Annotated in this window: 2 protein-coding genes; both read left to right on the top strand. The window is 75.0% G+C overall.

The window, feature by feature from the left end:
* Positions 1-761 (top strand): MFS transporter (locus HYE82_RS35815; RefSeq protein WP_179178405.1); only part of this gene is annotated, 761 nt, incomplete at its 5' end.
* A 10-nt stretch (positions 762-771) separates the two neighbouring features.
* Positions 772-2672, top strand: a 1901-nt coding sequence (gene recQ / locus HYE82_RS35810; protein ID WP_179178404.1) for a DNA helicase RecQ, incomplete at its 3' end; no start/stop codon positions are given.

The following is a 2672-nucleotide window of genomic DNA, read 5'->3' as shown; positions in this document are numbered from 1 at the left end:
CCGGGGTGCAGGGCTGCGGGGCCGGGTCCGGTGCAGGCGGGGAGCCCGGTGCAGCCCGGCGCGGGCGGCGGCTGTACGCGGCCGCCACCGCGGGTGCGCGGGTCTTCCTCGCCACCCCGCAGCTGCGCGCCCTGCTGCTGCTCCACCTCGCCGTGGCCTCGGCCGGCGCGCTCGTCACCGTCAACACCGTCGTCCACGTCCGCGACCACCTGGGCCGCCCCACCGGGGACGTCGCCCTCGCCCTCGGCGCCTACGGGGCCGGCTCCATGGCCGTGGCCCTGCTCCTGCCCCGCGTCCTCGACCGGGCCCCCGACCGCACGGTCATGCTGCGCGGAGCCCTCGGCCTGACCGCCGTCTTCGCCGCCGCCGGAGCCCTGACCGCGGCCGGCTCCGGCGGCTGGCGCTGGCCCGCCCTGCTGGCCGCGTGGGCGGCGTTCGGGGCCGGAGGCTCCCTGGTGCTCACCCCCGCCGGCCGGCTCATCCGCCGTGCGGTCCCGGCCGAGCGGCGCACCGAGGCCTTCGCCGCCCAGTTCTCCCTCTCCCACGCCTGCTGGCTGCTGACCTACCCGCTGGCCGGCTGGGTCGGCGCCACCGCCGGTCTGACGGCCGCCACCGCCGTCCTCGGCGCGGTCGCCGCCGTCTCGGCCGCCGCCGCGGCCCGCCTGTGGTGCCCCGCCGCGACTGCGGACCGGCCGCGGGGCCACCGTCCGGCGGGCCCGGTCTTCCACAGGGCGGAGCGGGGTGTCGCCGGAGGTCGGTAGGCTGCCGGACATGACCCTTTCGGACGCGTCCCCCGAGACCCGCGATGCCCTGCAGGTGCTTCACCGCGTCTTCGGGTACGACTCCTTCCGCGGCGAGCAGAAGGAGATCATCGAGCACGTCGCCGGCGGCGGCGACGCCCTGGTGCTGATGCCCACCGGCGGCGGCAAGTCGCTCTGCTACCAGATCCCGGCCCTCGTCAGAGGCGGCACCGGCGTGGTGATCTCGCCGCTGATCGCGCTGATGCAGGACCAGGTGGACGCGCTGACCGCGCTCGGGGTGCGGGCCGGCTTCCTCAACTCCACGCAGGGCCTCGACGAGCGGCGCACCGTCGAGCAGCTCCTCCTCGCCGGCGAGCTGGACCTGCTGTACCTGGCCCCCGAGCGGCTGCGCACCGAGGGCACCCAACGGCTCCTCGACCGCGCCGAGATCTCCGTCTTCGCCATCGACGAGGCGCACTGCGTCGCCCAGTGGGGCCACGACTTCCGGCCCGACTACCTCGCGCTGTCGATGCTGCACGAACGCTGGCCCAAGGTGCCCCGGATCGCCCTGACGGCCACGGCCACCCCGGCCACGCACGCCGAGATCGCCGGCCGCCTCGGCCTGCAGGACGCCCGGCACTTCGTCGCCAGCTTCGACCGGCCGAACATCCAGTACCGGATCGCCGCCAAGAACAACCCCGTCAAGCAGCTGCTGGACCTGATCCGCACCGAGCACGAGGGGGACGCCGGCGTCGTCTACTGCCTCTCCCGGGCCTCCGTGGAGAAGACCGCCGCCTCCCTCGTGGAGCACGGCATCGACGCCGTCGCCTACCACGCGGGCATGGACGCGGCCACGCGCGCCGCGAACCAGGCCCGCTTCCTGCGCGAGGACGGCATCGTGGTCGTCGCCACCATCGCCTTCGGCATGGGCATCGACAAGCCCGACGTCCGCTTCGTCGCCCACCTCGACCTGCCGAAGTCCGTCGAGGGCTACTACCAGGAGACCGGCCGCGCCGGCCGCGACGGCGAACCGGCCACCGCCTGGCTGGCGTACGGCCTGCAGGACGTCGTCCAGCAGCGCAAACTGATCGACGGCTCCGAGGGCGACGACACCCACCGCCGCTCGCTGACCGCCCACCTCGACGCGATGCTCGCCCTGTGCGAGACCGTCGAATGTCGCCGCGTGCGGCTGCTGGCCTACTTCGGGCAGGAGTCCGGCCCCTGCGGCAACTGCGACACCTGCCTGACCCCGGCCGAGTCCTGGGACGGGACGGTCGCCGCACAGAAACTGCTGTCGACGGTGTGGCGACTGGCCCGGGAGCGGCGGCAGAAGTTCGGCGCCGGCCAGATCATCGACATCCTCCAGGGCAAGAAGACGGCCAAGGTCATCCAGTTCGACCACGACACGCTGTCGGTGTTCGGCGTCGGCGCCGACCTGGGCGCCGGCGAATGGCGCGGAATCGTACGGCAGCTGCTCGCGCAGGGCCTGCTGGCGGTGGAGGGCGACTACGGCACGCTGGTGCTGACGGACGCCAGCGGCGAGGTGCTGGGCGGCCGCCGGACCGTGCTCCTGCGCAAGGAGACCGCGCCCGCCGCCGGCCGGACCCGCAAGGAGTCCGGGGCACGCTCCGGGAAGCAGGGCGCGCGCGTCCCGGCCGACCTGTCGGCGGCCGCCGTACCGGTCTTCGAGGCCCTGCGGGCCTGGCGGGCGGCGACGGCGCGCGAGCAGGGCGTACCGGCGTACGTCGTCTTCCACGACGCGACCCTGCGCGAGATCGCGGCGCGGCTGCCCGCCACCGTCGAGGAGCTCGGCACCATCAGCGGCATCGGCGAGGCGAAGCTCACCAAGTACGCCGAGGGGATCCTCGACACCCTCGCCGGGGCCGGCACCGACCCGGCACCGCCACAGCCCGCACCGCCGACCGCCGCCCC

Source organism: Streptomyces sp. BR123, from assembly GCF_013401435.1.
In the GTDB taxonomy this organism is placed as follows: domain Bacteria; phylum Actinomycetota; class Actinomycetes; order Streptomycetales; family Streptomycetaceae; genus Streptomyces.
The sequence above is the reverse complement of the archived record's forward strand: the minus strand, read 5'-3'. Positions and strand labels throughout refer to the sequence as shown.